Genomic DNA, 19955 nt, shown 5'->3' with positions numbered 1-19955 from the left:
TTCCGTCAAGGAGACGAAACACATGGCTATTGGCACCGTGAAGTGGTTCAACGCTGACAAGGGCTTCGGCTTCATCACCCCGGACGGCGGCGGCGCTGACGTCTTCGCCCACTTCTCGGCGATCCAGTCCTCCGGCTACCGGAGCCTGGACGAGAACCAGCGGGTCGAGTTCGAGGTGACCCAGGGCCAGAAGGGCCCGCAGGCGGAGAACATCCGCCCGCTCTGATCTTCGGATCGGTCAGCATTACCTGTCGCGCCCTCCGGGTGTGACGGTGACGGGACCGGCCCGCCCCGCCGCCGCCTGCCTCCGCAGGCGGCGGCCCGGCGGCGGGCCGGCCTGTACTCCAATCGGTTCGTGCTTGTGAGTCCTGGCTGCCTCTGGCCGCCGGTGACAGCGCCGATCTCGGCGCCCTCCCTCGACACGTGCCGCGTCGAGGAAGGCTTCCGCATGACCACAGTTATTCCTTCTTTCGCTCATACCGGGCTGGCACCGGCGCTGCTCACCGCGCTGACCGCGCAGGGCATCACCGAGCCGTTCCCGATCCAGTCGGCGACGCTGCCCGACTCGCTCGCCGGCCGCGACGTGCTCGGCCGGGGCCGTACCGGCTCCGGCAAGACACTCGCCTTCGGGCTTCCGCTGCTCTCCCGCACCGCCGGCCGCAAGGCCCGCCCGGGTCGTCCGCTGGCCCTGGTGCTGGTGCCTACCCGTGAGCTGGCCCAGCAGGTCACCACCGCGCTCGCCCCGTACGCCCGCGCCGTCGGGCTGCGCTGCGCCACAGTCGTCGGCGGGCTGTCGTTGCAGCGCCAGGCGGACGCGCTGCGCGCCGGCGCCGAGGTCGTCGTGGCGACTCCCGGCCGGCTGCACGACCTGATCAACCGTGGCGACGCCCGGCTCGACCAGGTCGAGATCACCGTGCTGGACGAGGCCGACCAGATGGCCGACATGGGCTTCCTGCCGCAGGTGACCAAGCTGCTGGAGCAGGTCGCGCCGCAGGGGCAGCGGATGCTCTTCTCCGCCACCCTCGACGGTGGCGTGGACCGGCTGGTCCGCCGCTTCCTGAGCAACCCGGTCACCCACTCGGTCGACCCGGGCACCGCAACGGTCACCGCGATGACCCACCACGTGCTGCACGTCGACGCGGTCGACAAGCCCGACGCGCTGACCCGGATCGCCGCCCGCGAGGGCCGCACCATCCTGTTCATGGGCACCAAGCACCGCGCCGACCGGCTCGCGCGCCAGTTGCTCGCCAAGGGTGTACGCGCGGCCGCGCTGCACGGCGGCAAGTCCCAGCCGCAGCGCACCCGCATCCTCGAGCAGTTCCGCAACGGCCAGGTGACGGCCCTGGTCGCCACCGACGTGGCGGCCCGGGGCATCCATGTGGACGGCCTCGACATGGTGGTGAACGTGGACCCGCCGACCGAGGCGAAGGACTACCTGCACCGGGGTGGCCGTACCGCCCGGGCCGGCGAGTCCGGCAGCGTGGTCACCCTGGTCCTGCCCGAGCAGCGCCGGGACGTGTCCCGGCTGATGGCCGTCGCCGGCATCCGGCCGGAGTCGGTCCAGGTGCGCCCGGGCGACGGAGCGTTGGCCCGGGTGACAGGTGCCCGTGAGCCGTCAGGTGTGCCCGTGACGATCGTCGCGCCGCCGGTGGCTGCCGGTCGGGTACGCGCCTCCGGTGGCTCGGCCGTCGACGGTGCCGCCCGGCCCGCGCACCGCGCGTCGGGCCGGTCCCGCCGTCCGCGCCGCCCCCGTACCGTCTGATCTTCCGCACTCCGACCGACCCGTTCCGCCTCGGCGGGGCGGGTCGGTTTCGTCTGTCTGGGACGCGGCGGCGGTAGCACAGGCGGCCGGGCTGTGCGCGGGCAACCGACCCCTCGTGACTCCCTTTGCTCTGCTTCAACCCACGCAACGGGCACTGTCCGGATAGCGGACGGGCGGTGTTGCGTCCGTTGAAGCAGAGCAAAGGCGACGGGCAGGGTGGCGGGCGCCGACCCTGGTCCCCGCCTGTCGCCAGGAGCCATGAATCGCGGTGCGGAGACGACGCCTGGCCGGTCGGTCAAACTGCCGACTGAACATCCGAGTCGGTAATCAGCCTCGGTGCGGTCGGCTGGCCGACTGCGCCCGCACCCCGGGTGGCCGAAGCTGGCCAACGGGGGCAGCCGGGCGGGGGACCCGGCACGGGAGGGGTGACCATGGCGGGCGAAGCCGGCTCGGGGGCGCTGCGCGAACTGATCCTGGTGGTCGCCGTCGCGCTCGCCGGGTTGCTGCTCGCCATGGTCGCGGCCTTCACACCCTGGCATGCCACCCCGGCGGGCAACGCTCCCGCCGGTCTGGTGGAGCTGCGCAGCCCAGGCGACCCGGGCTCCGGCCCGACCGTCACACACCGGGGCTGAGCAGCGACCGGCCGACCGGCGCCGGCGGAGGGGCAGGCCCGGTCAGGATCGGTACGAGGTGTGGTCGGGCCGGCGGGGCACCGGCCCGACCACACCGCCTCCGCCCGTCGTCGCCTCATCCATGATCGAGCGTGGTCGTTCGGGGTGCGGTGGCCTTTGTCTCGCGGTCTGTTCAGGACGAGCTGCGGGCGTGGCCGCTCGGGTCGCGGGTGAGCAGGTCGGTCAGGCTCGTGCTGTCGACCACTGTGGCTATCGCCCCGTGCACGGCCAGCCAGACGTCGGTGAGCCCGGCGGCCACCCCGTGGTAGCCGGCCCGCTCGGCCGGCAGGCCGCGCACGGTGGTCAGCGAGCCGCCCACCGCGCGCAGCACGTCCCCGACCGTGATCTCCGCGGCTGGTCGGGTCAAGGCGTACCCGCCCTCGGCGCCACGGTGGCTGTGCAGCAGTCCGGCGCGGCGCAGGTCGAGCAGGATGCCCTGGAGGAAGCTGAGCGGGATCTCCTGCACCTCGGCCAGGCTGGCCGCCTTCACCAGCTCGCCGGCGCCGCCCTCGCCGCCGCCGGTGCTGGCGGCGGCGACGGCGAGCATGGCCCGGAGCGCGTAGTCGCTGCGCGCGGAGACGTACACGTCACTGACCAGCCTGGTCCAGTACGCCCCAGCGCCGCCGGATCGCCTTGTCGGCAGCCCCGAACGCGGCATCCACGACGAGGCCGAGCACCAGGATGACGATCATCGTGGAGAGCAGCCAGGGCGCGTCGGACAGTTCGCGGGAGTAGGTGAGCTGCGCCCCGAGCGAGGTCTGCGAGATCCCGACGACGATCAGCTCACCGGCCATCAGGCTGCGCCAGGAGAACGCCCATCCCTGCTTGAGCCCGGCGACGATCGCCGGGAGGGCGGCCGGCGCGATGACGTACCGGTAGAGGTTGAGCCCCCGGGCACCGAGGTTGCGTCCGGCGCGCAGCAGCAGCGGCGGTACGTAGTCCACCCCAGAGATCACCCCGTTCGCGATGGACGGCGCGGCGCCGAGCACCACCACGAAGAAGATCGCCTTCTCGCTCAGCTCGAACAGCAGGATGGCCAGGGGGAACCAGGCGATCGAGGGCATGGTCTGCAACGCGGTGATCATCGAGCCGATGGCGGCCCGCAGGACGGTGGACCGGGCCACGGCGAGGCCCAGGAGCAGACCGACCGCGACCGAGAAGACGTACCCGACGGCGGCCCGACGGAGCGTGGTGAGCAGACCCTCCCAGAGTTGCGGTCCCTGGGCCTGGGCCGCCAGCTCGCGGCCGACCTCCAGTGGCCCTGGCAGCGAGTACGGCGGTTTCCACCCCGACCAGACGACCAACTGCCAGGCCAGGATGGCGATGGCGAGTGCGGCGAGCTTCGGCCAGGTCGCTGCCCAGAACCGCGCGCCCCGGGAGACCTCCTTGTCCCGGCCGGCGATCTCCAGGGCGTCGAGGCCGGAGATCTGCGCGTCGGTACGCGCCGAGCTGGTGAGGGTGTCACTGGCCATGGCGGCCCACCTCCGTACGGAGCCGCTCGGTGACCTCGGCGGCGATGGCGGCGACCTCGGGGGAGTCGATCCGTCGCGGGCGGGGGATGTTCACCTCGGTGGAGTAGATGATCCGTCCGGGGCGACTGGAGAGCAGGATGATCCGGTCGGCCAGCCGGGCCGCCTCGCGGACGTTGTGCGTCACGAACAGCACCGAGAGGTTCCGCTCGGACCAGATCCGTTCCAGCTCGTCGTGCAGGATGTCGCGGGTCATCGCGTCGAGCGCGCCGAACGGTTCGTCCATCAGCAGCACCGGGGTGTCCAGGGCCAGGGTGCGGGCGAGCGCGACGCGTTGCCGCATGCCGCCGGAGAGTTCGTGCGGGCGTTTGCGGCCGAAGTCGCCGAGGTGCACGGTCCGCAACAGTTCGGCGACCCGCTCGCGTCGTTCGGCCCGGGGCATCCCGCGCAGTTTGAGCGGCACCTCCACGTTGCCGTCGACGGTCAGCCAGGGGAACAGCGCCGGCTCCTGGAACATCAGCCCGGGGTTGGCGTCGCCGGCCAGGGCGATCTGTCCGCCGCTGGGCCGATCCAGCCCGGCGACCAGGTTGAGCAGTGTGCTCTTGCCGCAGCCGGAGGCGCCGACCAGGCAGACGAACTCGCCCGGCGCGACGTCCAGGGACACCCCGTCCAGGGCCAGTACGGCGTTCGCCCCGCGTCCGTACACCTTTGTCACGCCGGAGAGCGCGACCGCTGTGGTCGCGCTCGGCGGCGTCGTCGTGGTCGACGTCATGGCTGGGTGACCTCGGGCTTGCCGGCTGCCTTGAGCGCGGTGTTGAGGTATTTGAGGTCGTACAGGCCCTTGAGGTCGACCGGTTCGGTGAGTCCCACCTCGACGGCGTGGTCGAGGCCGGCCTTGAGCGAGGTGGCGATCGGGTCGTTGGTGAACTCCAGCGTCGGCCACGCCTGCTTGATGAGCTTCAGGTCGAGCGGCTTACCGGTGATCTTGCCGATGGCGTCGGAGATCGCCTGCTGGGCCTCGTCGGGCTTGCTGTTGACGAACTCGTTCGCGGCGACCTGGCCGTCGACGAGCTTCTGCACGACGTCCGGGTGCGCCTTGAGGAACTTCGTGCTGACGAGCAGGTTGGTGATGACGAACTTCTTGTCCGGCCAGAGGTCGCGTTCGTCGACGAGCACCTTGCCGCCGGCGTTGACCAGGCGGGACACGAACGGCTCGGGCACCCAGGCGCCGTCGATCGCGCCGCTGTTGAACGTCTCCACAGTCTGGGCGTTCTCCTGCGGGACGATCTTGACGTCGCCGCCGCCCTCCTTGGTGGTGGTGAGCCCCTGCTGCTTGAGCCAGTAGCGGATCGCCACGTCCTGGGTGTTGCCCAGCTGCGGGGTGGCGATCTTCTTGCCCTTCAGGTCCTGGGGGCCGGTGATGCCCGGCTTGACCACCAGGGCCACGCCACCGGACGCCGCGCCGGAGATCACCCGGACGGCCTCGCCCTTGGACTTGGAGAATGCGTTGACCGTCGGGTTCGGACCGATGTAGGTGGCGTCGAGCGCGCCGGAGAAGACGGCCTCGATGGCGGCCGGGCCGGCGTTGAAGGTCTTCGGGTCGAGCTTCACGTTGCTGCCGAGCTTCTCGGCGAAGATGCCCTTCTCGACGCCGACGACCGCCGGGGCGTGGGTGATGTTGGGGAAGTATCCGAGGCGCAGCGTGACCGGGCCGGAGCTGCCGCCCGCGCCCTCGCTGTCGTCGCCGCACGCGGCGGTGCTGCCCAGGGTCGCCGCGCCGAGGGCGGCGAGGGTGGCCAGGGTGACCAGCCGGCGCAAGGGAAGCCGTCTCATCGTCCATCCAATCCGCAGTATTCCTACTTAGTCGGTAGGAAGACTGGGCCAGGCCAGGACCAGCGTCAAGACCCATCCACATGCCGGGAAGGCGCGTCTCAGATATGTCGGTATTTCCTACCTGTTCGCTAGGGTAGGCGGAGTGACCGGATCGATGACGAGTACGCCACGCTCGGCGTCGACGAGTTCATCCTCTCCGGCTGGCCGCACCGGGAGGAGGCGGAGCGGGTCGGTGCCGAGGTGCTGCCCCTCGTCCACGCCTGGCGCGAGCCTGCGGGAGATCGCGCAGTACGCCTCAGGTGACGAGCCGACCCGCCTAGGTGGTCCGGGTCATTCCTCGGTGGTGGAGCGGTTGTGCACCACCAGTTCGTCGATCTCCAACCGGCCGACGCGCAGTTCCCGCACGATCGCCTGGCGGATCGCCAGCCGCCCGATGGCCAGCGCCCCGACGGCGACGGCCCCGAAGGCAAGCGCCCCCACGGCGAGCGCACCGAGCGACGCCGCGCCCGCAGCCCGCGCGCCGACAGCCTCCGCGCCCGCGACGCGCGCGCCTGTCGCCGCCGCGCCGTTCGCGCGCGCCCCGGTCAACCGCATCAGGCGTACCTCTCGCTTCATCCGCCCATTGTCCCCGTACCGCCGGCTTCCCGCCGGTCGCGGACGCCAATCCACCGCGGTGGCGGCGGCTCCGTGGAGGTCGCCGGTGGCGCGAGTTCCGACGCGCTAGGGTCAGTCCCGTGGCGGCGCGGAGATCCAGAATTCCAGCGACGAAGTACCCGGTCGAGCGGTTCACCCTCGACAACGGCCTGCGGGTGGTTCTCACCCCCGATCGCAGTGCTCCGGTCATCGGGGTGGCGGTCGTCTACGACGTCGGCATCCGTTCCGAGCCGGAGGGGCGTACGGGCTTCGCCCACCTCTTCGAGCACCTGATGTTCCAGGGCTCGGAGAACCTGGAGAAGCTTGCCCACTTCCGGCACGTGCAGGGCGCCGGCGGCACCTTCAACGGTTCCACCCACCTGGACTACACCGACTACTTCGAGACGCTGCCGAGCAACGCGCTGGAACGCGCGCTGTTCCTGGAGGCCGACCGGATGCGCGGGCCCCGACTGACCGAGGAGACCCTGCGCAACCAGGTCGACGTGGTCAAGGAGGAGATCCGGGTCAACGTGCTCAACCGCCCGTACGGCGGGTTTCCGTGGCTGACGCTGCCGCCTGTCATGTTCGACACGTTCCCCAACGCGCACGACGGCTACGGCTCCTTCGACGACCTGGAGTCGGCGACGGTCGCCGACGCCGCGGACTTCTTCCGCCACTACTACGCAAGCGGCAACGCCGTCCTGGCCGTCAGCGGTGACATCGACGTGGCCGAGGCCACCGAACTGGTCACCCGACACTTCGGCGACGTGCCGGCCCGCCCCGCGCCGAAACGACCCGACTTCACCGAGCCGGACCTGACCGCCGAGCGGCGCACCTCGTACACCGACAAGCTGGCGCCGCTGCCGGCGGTCGCCGGGGCCTGGCGGGTGCCCGACCCGATCACCGACTTCGCCGGGTACCTGCCGTACGTGGTGCTCGCCGAGGTGCTCACCGACGGCGACGCGTCGCGGCTCGTCGAGCGGCTCGTCCAGCGCGACCGCTCGGTGACAAGCCTCGGCGGTTACCTCGGTTTCATGGGTGACCCGTTCGACGTGCGGGACCCCACCGCGCTGCTGCTCCAGGCGCACCTGCCGCCCGGCGGCGACGTGGACAAGGTGCTGCGCACCGTCGACGAGGAACTTGACCGGCTGGCCACCGACGGTCTGACCGACGGCGAGCTGGCCCGTACCCAGGCCCGGATGGCCACCCACCTGCTGCGCGACACCGATGCGGTGCTCGGCCGGGCGTTGCGGATGGCCGTACTGGAACAGCAACGCGGCGAGCCTGGCCTGCTCAACGACCTGCCGAAGCTGGTCGGTGAGGTCACCGAGGAACAGGTCCAGATCGCCGCCGCCGCCCTGCGACCGGAGCGCCGCGCCGTGGTCGAGGTCATCCCCGGAGGTGCCCGATGAGCGCGACGACCACCACCGCGCCGCGTACGCTGCCCGCGCTCGGCCCCAACCGCAAGCTCAAGGTGCCGAAGCAGGCCGAACGCACGCTGCGCAACGGCCTCACCGTGATCGCGGTACGCCGGCCCGCCGTTCCCCTTGTCGAGCTGCGCCTCTGGATCCCGTTCGGCCGGGCGAACCTGGCCCGCGGTGCGATGCTCTCGCAGACCATGCTCTCCGGCACCGGGTCGATGACAAGCGTGCAGATCGCCGCCGAGTTGCAGAAGGTGGGCGGCGGGCTCTCCGCGGGCGTCGACCCGGACCGGCTGATGCTCTCCGGCGCCGGCCTGGTCACCGGTCTGGACCGGATGCTGGAGCTGCTGGCCGAGGTGTTGATTGGCGCGAGTTACCCGACCGACGAGGTGACCACCGAACGGGACCGGCTGGTCGACCGGATCCAGGTGGCGCAGAGCCAGCCGGCGCACCTGGCCCGCGAGGCGCTGCTGAAGCGGATCTACGGCCGGCACCCGTACGCGACGCAGACCCCCGAGCCCGGCCAGATCCGCGCGGTCCGGCCGGCCGCGCTGCGTACCCTGCACGCCGAGCGGGTGCACCCGACCGGCGCGCAGTTGGTGCTCGTCGGCGACGTGCAGCCGGAGAAGGCCCTCGACGCGGCCGAGCGGGCGCTCGCCGGGTGGACCGGTGCCGGGCGTACGGCCGAGCTGCCGCCGACACCGCCGCTGGAGCCGGGGCCGCTGCTGCTTGTCGACAGGCCCGGCTCGGTGCAGTCCTCGCTGCGTGTCGCGCTGCCGGCCGTGTCGCGCACCGATCCCGACCACGCCCCGCTGCAACTGGCCAACCTGATCTTCGGCGGCTACTTCTCCTCCCGCTGGGTGGAGAACATCCGCGAGGACAAGGGCTACACGTACGGGCCGCACTCGCTGATCGAGCATTCGGTGGCCGGGTCGGTGCTGGTCGCCGGCGCCGACGTGGCGACCGAGGTCACCGGCCCGGCGTTGCTGGAGACGACGTACGAGCTGGGCCGGTTGGCATCGCTGCCGCCGAAGCCCGAGGAACTCGAGCAGGCACGCCAGTACGCCCTCGGCACCCTCCAGCTCGGCATGTCCACCCAGGCCGGGCTCGCCGCGCTGACCAGCGCGTACGCCGGCAACGGGCTGCGCCTGGACTTCCTCGCCGAGTACGCGTCGAGGTTGGCCAAGGCGAGCATCGACGACGTCGCGGAGGCGGCTGCCCGCTACCTGGCGCCGTCCCGGGCCGCGCTCGTGGTGCTGGGTGACGCCGAGCGGGTCGCCCCGGGGCTGTCCGCGCTAACCACGATCCGTACCGAGTCGCTGCCGTGAGCGGGGAGGCGGCACCACCCCTGGCCCGGTCGACACTGGACCGGGCCGCGCACCGGCGGGGCGACTCGCAGTGGCTGACCGAGGCCTGGTTGCGGGGGCGGATCCTGCTGCTCGACTCGACCGACGAGGGGCGGACGCTGGCCCGTACCGGCGCGTCGCCTCCGACGCTCGTGCTGTTCGGCGCGGCGGACGTGCCAGCCGGGTCCGAGGCGATGGCGATGTTCCTCGGCGTCGAGCCGGACGGGGTGCCGGTCTTCGCGGTCGACGCGCCGCTGCCGGCGTTGCCGGGCACCCGGGCGGTGAACCTGCGCGAGGTGGGGCACCTGCTCGCCGACCGGGAGGCGGGCATCTTCACCACCGCGTTGGCGCTCGTGAACTGGCACACCAGGCACGGCTACTCGGCGAGCACCGGCGCTCCGACGGCGATGGACGAGGCTGGTTGGTCCCGGGTGGACCGCAACGGCGGGCGGATCTGGCCGCGTACCGACCCGGCGATGATCGTGCTGGTGCACGACGGGGTCGACGGGCCGGACGGCCGCTGCCTGCTCGGCAACAACGCCGGCTGGCCGGGCAACCCGGGTGGTAGGCGTTACTCCTGCCTGGCCGGCTACGTGGAGCCGGGGGAGTCGGCGGAGGCCGCCGTGCTGCGCGAGGTCCGTGAGGAGGTGGGCATCGCCGTCGAGCGGATCGTTTACGCGGGCAGCCAGGCGTGGCCGTTCCCCGGCTCGCTGATGTTGGGTTTCCTGGCCACCGCCGACCCGGAGGACCCGGTCCGGGTCGACCCGTCGGAGATCGCGTACGCCCGGTGGTTCTCCCGCCGGGAGATCGGCGCGGCGCTGGCCGGGCGGACCGTCGACGTCGGCGACGGGGCCCGGCTGATCCTGCCGCCTGCGTCGTCGATCGCGTTGTTCCTCATCCACCGCTGGCTGGACGGCTGGGTGGACGGCGACCGGTGAGCACGGTCCCGACCCGTGGCCGCCGTTGCCGCGGCGGTCACGGGCCGGGAACACGGGCCGTCGTGGTCGAAGGCAAGGAACACGGCGGGGGAGCCGATCCGACCACGACGGACGTCTGGTGGGTCAGGGGCCGGTGCGGCCCGGTCTGTGTCGGAAGACGGTGCGGGGCTCGCTGAGCGGCAGAACCTTGACGCGTTGCCGGCCGGCGCGGACCGCGCCGACGGTGGCGAGCGCGCGGGCCAGCAGTAACGCCGCGTCCCGGTCCTCGGCGTGCACGATCTGCCGGCGCGGCTCAGGCTGGGTCGTCTCGTCGCGGAGGCGGTGGCCGTCCGCCCAGGCGGCGGCGATGTCCCCGTCGGCGACGGCGCGGATGTCGGTGCGAACGATCAGGAACCGCATGAGGGTCTCCGGATGAACCGCGATGAGCCAGTGTGGAAGTTCCACGTACTCGAGGGCCATGTTACGCCGCGTATTCATCTCAGCAACTGAAACGCGCCTATTGGTTTCGAGCCTCGTCCGATCAACCGATGCCTGCTCAGCGGGGTTGGCCCCGTGTACGACAGCGGGGCCGCCGGCGATTCGCCGACGGCCCCGCTGCGGTCACCGGATCAGCTCAGATCGAACTGGCCCTTCTTGGCTCCGCTGATGAAGCCGAGCCAGCCTGCCCGGTTGAACAGCAGCACCGGACCACCCCGGTCCTTGCTGTCGCGCAGCGCGACCGCCGACGGGCCGGTGCCCAGCGGGGCGACCTCGACGCAGTTGGAGGTCTGGCTACGTGTGCTGGTACGCCACGGGGCGTCCGCCAACGAGTGCGCGGAGACGGAGGGCGTGTTGCGGATGTCGTTCATGGTTCTGCTCCTGGTGTGAACCGATCCGATGGGACGAGTGGTGCCGCACGCCCCGACGGAGGTCCCCCGTGGATCACCGATCCGTCAGCCGCCCCGCAGCCCGGCGGCGTTGGGCCGGCGCCATTGCCGGGCCGAACGCCACTGTGGATGGGGGCGTCGCCTCGGTCAGCCGTCCCGTCGCCTCGATCAGCCAGGAGAGGGTGTCCGATTCGTTAAGTGCCGCCGCGCATAACCACTCGAACACCACTTTATAGCGATTTAGAGCGATTGCGTCGGACGACATGACGTCGGTGAAGCCCCCTTCGATGGCCAGCGTCTCCGGATCGAGCGGATCTGCGAACCGATAGAGGGAGAACGCGGTCGGCGGAAGGTACCAATCGCCGATCTGGGTGTCCCGCAGCAGCACGTGCAGCGTCACGTTGGGCAGGAGGGCCAGGTCGCAGAGCTGGAGCAGCTGCTCGTGCAGCACCTCGGGCGGCCCCGCGCGGCGACCGAGGGCCGCCTCCTCCAGCACCGCCGTGTAGCGCGGAGCGTCGGGCTCCCGGGTCAGCAGCGACTGGCGGGCCAACCGCGCCTGCACCTCGGTCTCGGGCTCGTCGCCGGGCTCCGGTTCGCCCGCCCCGGCGCCGACCCGGCGGGCCGAGACGATCCGCACCTGGGCGTACCCGGGGGTCTGCAACAGCCCGGGCACCAGCACGGGGTTGTACTCGGAGATCTCCGCGCAGCCCGCCTCCAGCTCCGCCCAGCTGCGCTGTTGCAGGGTCATCACCGGGAAGTTCTTCAACCAGCCCCGCATGTCGCCGGCCTCGCCGGTGATCCCGAGCAGCTCCTCGCGCAGCGCCGCGTCGGCACCGTAGAGGTCGAGAAGGACGCCCACGTCCTGCGGGTCCGGACGACTGCGACCGTTCTCCAGTCGGGACAGTTTGGACGCGGAAGCCCAACCGATCCGCTCGATGACCTGGTCACCGGTGAGGCCCGCGGTCTCGCGCAGGCGGCGCAACTCGACGCCCAACCGGCGACGACGCAGGATCGGGCTGGGTGCGGCAGGAGGCACGGTGTCCTCTTTCCCGTCGACCGACGCAGACGCGACGGTAACTGTATGAAATTCGCCCCCCACGGTCAGTATGGACGGCGCGACCGGCGTCGGAGGTTCCGGCGGGGGCGTGTCTCGCGAAAAATGGACCACGGGTACGCCGGAGCACGACGGACCCCCGGTCGCAGTCCGTCGACCCCGCCCACCTCGGGCGCGCCATCCCGCCGGAGGGACTCCATGCGCACCGTCCTGCGCCGACCCGACTTCCGACTGCTCTTCGTCGGCCTGCTGGCCAGCATGACCGCCGAGTCGATCCTGCTGCTCGCGCTCGCCATCTGGGTCAAGGACCTCACCGGCTCCGACGGACTCGCCGGCGCCACGATCTTCGCCGTCATCGCGCCTATGACGCTGGCGCCCCTGGTCGGCTGGTTCGTCGACCGCTACCCGCGCCGACAGTTCTTCGTGGCCGCGAACCTGGTCACCGCGGTGCTGCTCACCCCGCTGTTCACCGTCCGGGACGCCGGGGACGTCTGGGTCGTCTACCTGGTGGCCGCGCTGTACGGCCTGTCGTACATCACGCTCAGCGCGGCGCTCAGCGGGCTGATCCGGCAACTGGTCCCGGTGGAGCTGCTGGCCGAGGCGAACGGGGTGCTCCAGACCGTACGCCAGGGTCTGCGGCTGATCGGTCCGCTGGTCGGGGCGGCGCTCTATGCGGCGGTCGGCGGCTGGGCGCTGGCCGCGATCGGCATGGTCGGCTTCCTGACCGCTGCCGCGGTGGTGAGCGCGCTGCCCACCCCGCAGCCCCCGCCGCCGACGGTGCGCCTGCGTTGGCCGGCCGAGCTGGGCGCCGGGCTGCGGCACCTGGCCGGTGAGCCGGCCCTGCGCCGGGCCCTGTTCGGGTACGGGCTGGGATCGCTGGCGATGGGTTTCAGCGAGTCGCTCATCTTCGCCTACGTCGACCAGGGGCTGGGCCGTGACGCCGCGTTCGTCGGCGTGCTGGTCACCGTACAGGGAGTGGGTGGCCTGCTGGGCGGGCTCTGCTCACCGGCGGTGGTCCGACGACTCGGGGAGGTCGGCACGCTCGCCACAGGGGTCGCGCTCTTCGGGCCGGCCGCGCTCGCGCTCGCGTACCCAGACCTCCGCCTCGGGTTCGCGGCGGTGCTGCTGGCAGGCGTGTCGCTACCGCTGACCATGGTGGGTCTGCACACGCTGATCCAGCGGCGTACCCCACCCGGGCTGGTCGGTCGGGTCGCCGCCGCCACCGAGGCGGTGATCAGCGGGCCGCAGGCGTTCTCCATCGGAGCGGGCGCCCTGCTCGTCGGCCTCCTGGACTACCGGATGCTGTTCGCGCTGATCGGGGTGGCCACCCTCGCCGCAGGCGGCTACCTGTGGCGGGGCCGGCACCTGAGCGCCCCGACGGGTGCCCGCCCGCCCACACCGCCGACCCTGCCCGCGCCCCGGCGCCCCGCCGAGGACGCCGACACGCCGGTGGCCACCGGCCTTCGCCGGCCACCCCCGCCCTGACCGGTGCCGGACACGACGAGCGGCCGCCCCGGGTGGGGGCGGCCGCTCGTCGAGGATGAACCGGCCGGTCAGGCGTTGAGGGTCTCCAGGTGCTGCTTGACCTGGGTGATCGAGGGGTTGGTCAGGGCGCTGCCGTCGGCGAAGCGCAGCGTCGGCACCGTCTGGTTGCCGCCGTTGACGCTCATCACGAACTCCGCGGCCTTCGGGTCCTGCTCGATGTCGACCACCTCGTACCCGATGCCCTCCCGGTCGAGCTGCGACTTCAACCGGTGGCAGTAGCCGCACCAGGGGGTGGAATACATCGTCAGCATGGTCGGATCCTCCAACTCCTCTGACCGCCGGCTTGCGGATCAAGCCGAGGCTGTTCGCTGCAACGTCCGGAGGAGCTGAGATGATTCCTGGTTGTGGTGGTTCATTCAGCGTCGGAACAGGTGCTCGCCGGGCTGGACCCGGAGCAGCGCGCCGCGGTGACCGCACCCGCCGGCCCGGTCTGCATCCTTGCCGGCGCCGGCACCGGCAAGACCCGCGCGATCACCTCCCGGATCGCCCACCGGGCGCTCTCCGGCGAGATCTCCCCCCGGCACGTGCTCGCGGTCACCTTCACCGCCCGGGCCGCCGCCGAGATGCGACACCGGATCTCGCTGCTCGGGGTCCGGGGCGTGCAGGCGCGGACGTTCCACGCCGCCGCGCTGCGCCAGGTGCGGTACTTCGCGCCCCGGCTGCTGGCCGGCCGCGCCATGCCCGAGCTGCTGGACAGCAAGGTGCGGCTGGTCACCCTCGCCGCCGCCCGGGTCGGTCTCCGTACCGACCGGGCCGCCGCCCGGGACCTCGCCGGTGAGATCGAATGGGCCAAGTCGTCGCTCGTCGAACCGGGGGAGTACGTGGTGGCGGCGGCCCGGGCGCTGCGCGACACGCCGCACGAGCCGGCGAAGGTGGCCGACGTGTTCACCGCGTACGAGCAGCTCAAGCGCTCCAACGGCGTGATCGACTTCGAGGACATGCTGCGCGCCGCCGTGTGGGGCGTCGAGGAGCACCCGGACGTCGCCGAGCAGGTCCGGGGCCAGTACCGGCACTTCGTGGTCGACGAGTACCAGGACGTCAACCCGCTCCAGCAGCGGTTGCTCGACGCCTGGCTGGGCGGCCGCAACGACCTCACAGTGGTCGGCGACGCCAGCCAGACCATCTACTCGTTCACCGGGGCGACCTCGTCGTACCTGGTCGACTTCCCGCGCCGGCACCGCAACGCCACAGTGGTCCGGCTGGTCCGCGACTACCGCTCCACGCCGCAGGTGGTGGGGCTGGCCAACGCGGTGATCTCCCAGGCCCGGGGCACCGAGGCGCGGCTGCGCCTGGAGTTGAGCGGCCAGCGCCCGCCGGGACCGGAACCGGACCTGCGGATCTTCACCGACGAGCCGGCCGAGGCGAACGCCGTGGCCGCGCGCTGCCGGTCCCTGATCGACGCGGGCACGCCGGCGAAGGAGATCGCCGTGCTGTTCCGGGTCAACGCGCAGTCCGAGGCGTACGAGAAGGCGCTCACCGAGGCCGAGGTGCCGTACGTGGTGCAGGGCGCGGAGCGCTTCTTCGAGCGGGCCGAGGTGCGCCAGGCGATGGTCGCGCTGCGCTCCGCCACCCGCTCGATCCCTGGGGAGACGCCGCTGCCGACCGCCGTCGTCGAGGCGCTCACCGCCGTCGGATGGTCCCCGGACGCACCCCCGGCCGGCGGCGCGGCCCGCGAACGCTGGGAGGCGCTGGCCGCGCTGGTCCAGCTCGCCGAGGAGTACGCGGCCACCCCCGAGGTGGTGCCGATCGGCGAGGCCGCCTCGGTGGAGCGCCAGGTCACCCTCACCGACTTCACCGAGGAGTTGGCCAACCGCGCCGCCCAGCAGCACGTGCCGACCGTGGACGGGGTGACGCTTGCGTCGCTGCACTCGGCGAAGGGGCTGGAGTGGGACGCGGTCTTCCTGGTCGGTCTCGCCGAGGGCACCCTCCCCACCACGTACGCCAAGACCGTCGAGCAGGTCGAGGAGGAACGCCGGCTGCTCTACGTGGGGATCACCCGGGCCCGGCAGTGGCTGTGGCTGTCGTACGCCGCCGCGCGCACGCCGGGTGGGCGGGCCCGGCGGCCGTCGCGGTTCCTGCCCCAGCTGGACCGCTCCGGCGGCACCCAGCGGGCGGCCGCCGGCACCGGTCCGGCCCGCCGTCCCGAACGGCGCCGCACGCAGATCGTGTCCTGCCGGATCTGCGGCGCCACCCTGCTCGCCGGCCCCGACCGCAAACTGGGCCGATGCCCCACCTGTCCCTCCGACATCGACGATGAGCTGCACGAACGGCTTCGCGAGTGGCGGCAGCGGGTGGCCGGGGCGCAGAAGGTCCCGGCGTACGTGGTGTTCACCGACGCCACGCTCACCGCGCTGGCCGAGCGGCGTCCCGGCCGGCCCGAGGAGTTGATCGCCATCGCCGGTATCGGCCCACGCAAGTTGGGGCTGTACGGGGAGTCGGTGCTGGCGCTCGTGGGAGGCGCCGGGGTGGACGACGTCTGCCCGGAGAAAACTTTCGAAATCCAGTCGTAAATTCGTTTGCCCTCGCCCCCAGGCGAGGAATAGCCTCAGAACACACCACGCGAGCGGCGCCATTCCGGCTGCTCACGGGGGTTGGTCCAGTCGATTCGAGGAACGTGAGGGAGGTGGCCACCGTGGAGATCTTCACCTATGAGCGTCTGACGGCGATGCCGTCTGTCCACGCTCCGCTGTCGGCTGTCCGGGTGGCCCTCGCGGCCGCACGACCGTCGGTTCCGCAGGTGCACCAGGTTCAGGCCGAGCTGACCCTGGCCGTCGCGCCCACCGGAGTCAACGGGACCAGTGGCATCACGGGCATGGACATCAATGGCGTCAAGAAGCGCACGGATGTCCGCGGCGTTCCACCTCGAGGTAAACCGGTCTGATCATCAGACACCGGCTCACCTCGAGGCCGCGGAACCCGCTTACCGGGATCCGCGGCCTCAGTTTTTTGCCCCGCCGAAGTACGTCGGAATGCGATCCACGAGATCGAAGTGAGAGAGAGGTGACCGGGAGATGAGTCTGGCGTTGGCCCCCCTCGATGTGAGCGTCGAGCTGGAGGCGAACCTGCCCTGCCGGAAGTTCGACCCCGACCTGTGGTTCTCCGACTCGCCTGCCGAGCTCGAGCTGGCCAAGTCGCTCTGCGGGGACTGCCCGCTGCGCGTCGAGTGCCTGGCCGGGGCGGTGGAGCGAGCGGAGCCGTGGGGCGTCTGGGGCGGCGAGATCTTCGAGCGTGGCGCGGTCGTCCCGCGCAAGCGGCCCCGTGGCCGCCCGCGCAAGGAGGACGTCGCCCGTGACGCCGCGCTCCGGGTCGAGGCCGAGGCGCGCCTGGCAGCCAGTGGGCTGTCCGAGGTGCGTGGCGCGGTCCGGCTGGCAGCCTGACATGTTCCCGTTCCGTACCAACGACGCCGGTGGCACACCGGCAGTTAGTGAGAAGACGATGTTGAACGTCCCGACTGGAGCCTTCGAGATGCAACTACTCCACGAAGCGTTGTCCCGGGCTCGAATGCGCCGGCCTCAGGCCGGTCGTTCCACCACGAGCACTGAGGCAACCCGATCCGCCCGTACCGTCGCCATGAACAGCCGTAACCAGTCGGCACGCGACCTGGGCGTTCTCTAGTACCACTCCACGAAGAAGGGCGGGTGCCGACCGGCACCCGCCCTTCGTGACGTTCAGGCCACCGGGGCGAAGCCGGGCAGCCAGCGTTCCAGGATGCCCCGGTACGGGGCCTTCGCCTCCAACTGGCAGAGCACCCCGATCGACCCGAGGGTCACCCGGTGGATGAGCAGGTACGACGGCGGCAGGTTGAGCTGCCGGCTCAACTGGTACGTGGGGGAGCGGGGGCTGGCCAGACGGGCAGCCTCGCCGCGCAGCCACGCCCGGGTGAAGCGGAACCCGTCGGTGGCGATGGGCTCCAGCATCGGCCGGATGAACTCGAGAACCCCCTCGGCGTCGATGTCGTCGGTGGCGCCGATGAAGCCCTCGGACCGCAGCCCCTGCACCACCCCTGCGGCGTCGTTGCGCAGGGCCAGCGCGGCGATGCGGCCGATCGGCTCCGGCGTGCCCTCCGGCATCCGGGCCACCGCGCCGAAGTCGATCACCCCGAGCCGGCCGTCGGGCAGCAGCCGGAAGTTCCCAGGGTGCGGGTCGGCGTGCAGGAGCCCGGCCCGCTGCGGCGCGGAGAGGTGCAGGGTGGCCATCAGCCGGCCCGCCTCGTCCCGCTGCTCCTCGGTGCCCTCCCGGATGATGTCGGCAAGCGGGGTGCCCGTCACCCATTCGGTGACCAGCACCCGGGGCGCCGCGTGGACCACCGCCGGGATGTAGATCTCCGGGTCGTCGGCGTACGCGGCGGCGAAGGCGCGCTGCGACTCGGCCTCCAGCTCGTAGTCCAACTCCTCGGTGATCCGTTCGCGGAGCTCGACCAAGAGCGGCTTCACGTCCAGGCCGGGCTGGATGGCCCGGAACATCCCGCCCAGCCGGGAGAGCTGCTTGAGGTCGGAGAGGAGCGCGTCGCCGGCACCCGGATACTGGATCTTGACGGCCACGTCGCGGCCGTGCGGCGCACCCGATGCGTCGTAGCCCGGTTCCCGCCACCGCGCCCGGTGCACCTGGCCGATGCTGGCGGCGGCGGCCGGGGTGTCGTCGAACTCGACGAACCGGTCCCGCCAGTCGGGGCCGAGCTGCTCGGCAAGCACCTTGTGCACGCTGGCCGCCGGAAGCGGCGGCGCCGCCTCCTGGAGCTTGGTCAACGCCTGGCGGTACGGCGCCGCGATCTCCTCGGGAAGGGCCGCCTCGAACACCGACAGCGCCTGGCCGAACTTCATCGCACCGCCCTTGAGCTGGCCCAGGACGCTGAACAACTGCTCGGCGGTGCGTTGCTGGATCTCCGCGGAGATCACGTCGGAGGCGAGCCCGGTGACACGCTTTCCCATGCCGAGGACGGTCCGGCCGGCGAAGCCGAGCGGCAGAGCGGCGAGCTTGGCGGTCCGGGACACTGCCCGGCGTGGGATGTCGGTCACCCGGTCATTGTTACCGACCGGAGGGCTCCGCTGCTGCCGTGCGGCCGGGCTGGTGCACTCACCCGGCGTTCCGAGCACCCGCACGCCGGATGTGGTGGCCATCCCCGACGGCGGAACCGGCCGGCACCGACGATCTCCATCGCGCCGCCGAGGGTCTCCGGACTGCCGCCGTCGAGCTGCGTGAGCGCCTCGGCGAGCGCGTACCCGGTCGCCGCGAGCAGCGTGCCTGTCGCACCGGCGGGGGCCGGCGCGGCGGCGGCGAGCTGGGCGGCGAGCCGGGGCCACGCCGGGTCGCGGTCGGCCCTGTGCAACTCGACGCAGTGCAGGCAGGGACCGGCGGGTGGGCGGACGAGTGGCCCGACGACAGGTACGCCCTCGCGCAGGGTGACCAACAGGTGCGGCTGGCGACGCTGGGCGAGACCGGCGGCGAGCAGGGCCGGAGGACGGTCGGTGTCGAGCTGGATCACCAGGTCGACGCGGGCGGCCCGGCCCGGGCGGGTGCCGGTGCTCGGCGCCGCCCTGCCGATCGCGGCCCGTACCGCCGGGGCCAGCGGGTCGCCCAGTTCGGCGGCCGTGATGCCTGTGCCGACCAGGTCGACAGGGCGTACCGGGCCGCTGAGGTGCGGGATCACCTGCCCGACACCGGACTGGGCAAGCGCCACGGCCAGTGCCGCGCCGAGCGCGCCGGGGCCGGTGAGCAGCACCCGGGCGGTTCGTCGGCGTCGCAGCACCTGGGCGGGCGTGCCGGGCAGTCGGGCCGCGGCCAGGGCCAGCGCTCCCGCCTCGGCGGCGAGCCGCGCTCTGAGCGGGCCGGCCAGGTCGCGGGGGAGCAGGCTGTGCGCGGGCACCAGCAGGCCCGCGGCGCGCAGAGTGGCAAGCAGGGTACGGGCATCGTCGGCGGTGACCCGGGCGCCGGCCGCGTGGGCAAGCACCTGCCGCTCGCTACGGCTGCCGTCGAGCAGGTCGAGCAGACCTGCGGCCCGGGGATTGGCCAGCTCGAGCAGCACGGCGGGCCCGGGACCGACGCCGAGTTGCAGGGTGTGCCTGTCCCGCCAGAGGCGGTGCAGGCCGGGCAGCAGGGTGGGCCGGGGCAACGCGGTACGGCTCATGTTGACGAATCGTGACCGCTTCCCTGCTCTCGGTAGATCGTTGTCCACAGGTGGCCAGGCTGCTATCCAGCGTTGTCCACAGGATTTCGCGGGTTATCCACAACCCGCCGGTAGTGATGTCCGGGAGCTGACAGTTGGTCCGGGCCCGAACGGCGACGGGGGCGGGGGGGGGGGGGGGCCCCCCCCCCCCCCCCCCCCCCCCGGGGCGCCCCCGCGCCCGCCCCCCCCCCGGGTGCAATTTTTTTCCCCCAACCCCCAAAATGCCCGGGGGCGGGTTATTAAAGTGATTGGGG

General features: G+C 72.1%; 21 protein-coding genes. 10 read left to right on the top strand and 11 right to left on the bottom strand.

Going from position 1 to position 19955, the window contains the following annotated elements:
* Positions 1–22: 22 nt before the first annotated feature.
* The 3 genes from AB0N27_RS26205 to AB0N27_RS26195 all read left to right on the top strand — a co-directional run bounded on the left by AB0N27_RS26205 (position 23) and on the right by AB0N27_RS26195 (position 2394).
* Positions 23–226, top strand: a complete 204-nt coding sequence (locus AB0N27_RS26205) for a cold-shock protein (RefSeq protein WP_007464836.1) — start codon at positions 23–25, stop codon at positions 224–226.
* A 222-nt stretch (positions 227–448) separates the two neighbouring features.
* On the top strand, positions 449–1762 hold the full coding sequence (locus AB0N27_RS26200) for a DEAD/DEAH box helicase (protein WP_364375111.1): 1314 nt from the start codon (positions 449–451) through the stop codon (positions 1760–1762).
* A gap of 431 nt (positions 1763–2193) precedes the next feature.
* The gene (locus AB0N27_RS26195) at positions 2194–2394 is read left to right on the top strand and encodes a hypothetical protein (protein WP_364375108.1); all 201 of its coding nucleotides are present in this window, start codon (positions 2194–2196) and stop codon (positions 2392–2394) included.
* A gap of 172 nt (positions 2395–2566) precedes the next feature.
* On the opposite strand, the gene AB0N27_RS26190 is transcribed toward AB0N27_RS26195, so the two are convergent.
* From AB0N27_RS26190 to AB0N27_RS26170, 5 genes are all read right to left on the bottom strand, one after another.
* A complete protein-coding gene (locus AB0N27_RS26190; RefSeq protein ID WP_364375105.1) occupies positions 2567–3019 on the bottom strand; it encodes an Rrf2 family transcriptional regulator in 453 nt (150 codons plus the stop codon).
* 1 nt (position 3020) lies between these two features.
* Complete coding sequence (locus AB0N27_RS26185) at positions 3021–3905, bottom strand: ABC transporter permease (protein ID WP_364375102.1); 885 nt, start codon at positions 3903–3905, stop codon at positions 3021–3023.
* A complete protein-coding gene (locus tag AB0N27_RS26180) occupies positions 3895–4674 on the bottom strand; it encodes an ABC transporter ATP-binding protein (RefSeq protein WP_354827718.1) in 780 nt (259 codons plus the stop codon). Before AB0N27_RS26180 ends, AB0N27_RS26185 begins: the two co-directional genes overlap by 11 nt.
* A complete protein-coding gene (locus AB0N27_RS26175) occupies positions 4671–5735 on the bottom strand; it encodes an ABC transporter substrate-binding protein (protein WP_364375098.1) in 1065 nt (354 codons plus the stop codon). The genes AB0N27_RS26180 and AB0N27_RS26175 overlap by 4 nt, the downstream gene beginning before the upstream one ends.
* A gap of 330 nt (positions 5736–6065) precedes the next feature.
* Complete coding sequence (locus tag AB0N27_RS26170) at positions 6066–6350, bottom strand: hypothetical protein (RefSeq protein WP_364375095.1); 285 nt, start codon at positions 6348–6350, stop codon at positions 6066–6068.
* Between the two features lie 119 nt (positions 6351–6469).
* On the opposite strand from AB0N27_RS26170, the gene AB0N27_RS26165 reads away from it, so the two are divergent.
* The 3 genes from AB0N27_RS26165 to nudC are packed head-to-tail and all read left to right on the top strand — an operon-like array spanning position 6470 to position 10073.
* Positions 6470–7780, top strand: a complete 1311-nt coding sequence (locus AB0N27_RS26165) for a pitrilysin family protein (protein WP_364375092.1) — start codon at positions 6470–6472, stop codon at positions 7778–7780.
* Positions 7777–9117 (top strand): pitrilysin family protein, encoded by a 1341-nt coding sequence (locus AB0N27_RS26160; protein WP_364375089.1) that lies wholly within the window; start codon positions 7777–7779, stop codon positions 9115–9117. The genes AB0N27_RS26165 and AB0N27_RS26160 overlap by 4 nt, the downstream gene beginning before the upstream one ends.
* On the top strand, positions 9114–10073 hold the full coding sequence (gene nudC, locus AB0N27_RS26155; protein WP_364375086.1) for an NAD(+) diphosphatase: 960 nt from the start codon (positions 9114–9116) through the stop codon (positions 10071–10073). The genes AB0N27_RS26160 and nudC overlap by 4 nt, the downstream gene beginning before the upstream one ends.
* Positions 10074–10196: 123 nt before the next feature.
* Here nudC and AB0N27_RS26150 read toward each other — a convergent pair whose 3' ends face one another.
* The 3 genes from AB0N27_RS26150 to AB0N27_RS26140 all read right to left on the bottom strand — a co-directional run bounded on the left by AB0N27_RS26150 (position 10197) and on the right by AB0N27_RS26140 (position 11975).
* Positions 10197–10472: a hypothetical protein gene (locus tag AB0N27_RS26150; RefSeq protein ID WP_364375635.1), complete on the bottom strand. Its 276-nt coding sequence runs from the start codon at positions 10470–10472 to the stop codon at positions 10197–10199.
* 209 nt (positions 10473–10681) lie between these two features.
* Positions 10682–10921, bottom strand: coding sequence for a DUF397 domain-containing protein (locus AB0N27_RS26145; RefSeq protein ID WP_364375083.1), 240 nt, complete (start codon positions 10919–10921; stop codon positions 10682–10684).
* 73 nt (positions 10922–10994) lie between these two features.
* Positions 10995–11975 (bottom strand): helix-turn-helix transcriptional regulator, encoded by a 981-nt coding sequence (locus AB0N27_RS26140; RefSeq protein ID WP_364375080.1) that lies wholly within the window; start codon positions 11973–11975, stop codon positions 10995–10997.
* A 45-nt stretch (positions 11976–12020) separates the two neighbouring features.
* Here AB0N27_RS26140 and AB0N27_RS26135 point away from each other — a divergent pair, with 45 nt between their 5' ends.
* Positions 12021–13478, top strand: coding sequence for an MFS transporter (locus AB0N27_RS26135; RefSeq protein ID WP_364375077.1), 1458 nt, complete (start codon positions 12021–12023; stop codon positions 13476–13478).
* 68 nt (positions 13479–13546) lie between these two features.
* Here AB0N27_RS26135 and AB0N27_RS26130 read toward each other — a convergent pair whose 3' ends face one another.
* Complete coding sequence (locus AB0N27_RS26130) at positions 13547–13789, bottom strand: mycoredoxin (protein ID WP_030337579.1); 243 nt, start codon at positions 13787–13789, stop codon at positions 13547–13549.
* Positions 13790–13882: 93 nt separating this feature from the next.
* Here AB0N27_RS26130 and AB0N27_RS26125 point away from each other — a divergent pair, with 93 nt between their 5' ends.
* The 3 genes from AB0N27_RS26125 (at position 13883) to AB0N27_RS26115 (ending at position 16915) form a co-directional block, all read left to right on the top strand.
* The gene (locus tag AB0N27_RS26125; protein WP_364375073.1) at positions 13883–16048 is read left to right on the top strand and encodes an ATP-dependent DNA helicase UvrD2; all 2166 of its coding nucleotides are present in this window, start codon (positions 13883–13885) and stop codon (positions 16046–16048) included.
* 122 nt (positions 16049–16170) lie between these two features.
* A complete protein-coding gene (locus AB0N27_RS26120) occupies positions 16171–16419 on the top strand; it encodes a hypothetical protein (RefSeq protein WP_364375070.1) in 249 nt (82 codons plus the stop codon).
* 130 nt (positions 16420–16549) lie between these two features.
* Positions 16550–16915, top strand: coding sequence for a WhiB family transcriptional regulator (locus AB0N27_RS26115; RefSeq protein WP_139582271.1), 366 nt, complete (start codon positions 16550–16552; stop codon positions 16913–16915).
* Positions 16916–17206: 291 nt separating this feature from the next.
* Here the strand turns inward: AB0N27_RS26115 and AB0N27_RS26110 are convergent, their stop codons facing one another.
* Together AB0N27_RS26110 and AB0N27_RS26105 are read right to left on the bottom strand one after the other, a co-directional pair.
* On the bottom strand, positions 17207–18553 hold the full coding sequence (locus AB0N27_RS26110; protein ID WP_364375067.1) for an AarF/ABC1/UbiB kinase family protein: 1347 nt from the start codon (positions 18551–18553) through the stop codon (positions 17207–17209).
* Entirely contained in the window at positions 18550–19662 is a 1113-nt protein-coding gene (locus tag AB0N27_RS26105) for a TOMM precursor leader peptide-binding protein (protein WP_364375064.1), read from the bottom strand. Before AB0N27_RS26105 ends, AB0N27_RS26110 begins: the two co-directional genes overlap by 4 nt.
* Positions 19663–19955: the final 293 nt, after the last annotated feature.

This window comes from Micromonospora sp. NPDC093244 (genome assembly GCF_040683695.1).
GTDB lineage: Bacteria > Actinomycetota > Actinomycetes > Mycobacteriales > Micromonosporaceae > Micromonospora.
The sequence above is the reverse complement of the archived record's forward strand: the minus strand, read 5'-3'. Positions and strand labels throughout refer to the sequence as shown.